Consider the following 715-nt stretch of genomic DNA (forward strand, 5'->3'; position numbering starts at 1 on the left):
AAAGAAAAAGTTCACTCAATCATTTTATTATTTATGATCTTAAACTTGAACCCGTCCCGACGGTCTATCCTTACAAAAAATCAGGCGAAACTCAGACCTGGAATGACGAAGACGATGTCATTGAACCGGCAAGCATCATCGCGAAAGGGAGCCTGGTTGCTGATTTCAAAGACAATATCAACATTAATACCGCTCTTCCTGATGACATTAAAACTGTCTCAGAAGTTAATGTCAAAGAACGACCGGAAACAGTATCCGCTGAGAAGATTATTCTCCATGCCGGGCAAATCAATATCACTGATAAAATAAAGGCAATTAATGAATTAAACATTATCGCTGAAAAAGAGATTAATCTTCATGATGCCGCACTGCTGTCATCAAATAATTTATCGATGACAGCCATCAACCATATTAATGCGTTGCAAAGTGAAGTAAAAGGGAAAGATATCACCCTTATTAGCCGTCATGGCGATATTCGGTTTCAGAGCAGTGACAAACCCGGTTATTTTAATGCCGATAATACCCGTAGAATCAGTATATTAAGTGCTAATGGCAGTTTAACAATCCAGGCAGGTAAAAATCTCCTTTTACAAAATACCTGTTTAACCCCGAGTACGGATATTTCTCTGACAGCGAATAATGATATTGAGATAGAAAACACGGTACGGCTCTCCCCTCGACAAACGGGTCCTATGCCTCCGGACAAATGGGATCC

At 39.9% G+C, this 715-nt stretch carries 1 pseudogene; it reads left to right on the top strand.

The features are described from left to right. Positions 1 to 715: pseudogene (locus ACGF63_RS22985) on the top strand (hemagglutinin); the annotation flags it as partial.

The organism is Photorhabdus sp. RM322S, from assembly GCF_042879395.1.
Taxonomy (GTDB): Bacteria; Pseudomonadota; Gammaproteobacteria; order Enterobacterales; family Enterobacteriaceae; genus Photorhabdus; species Photorhabdus khanii.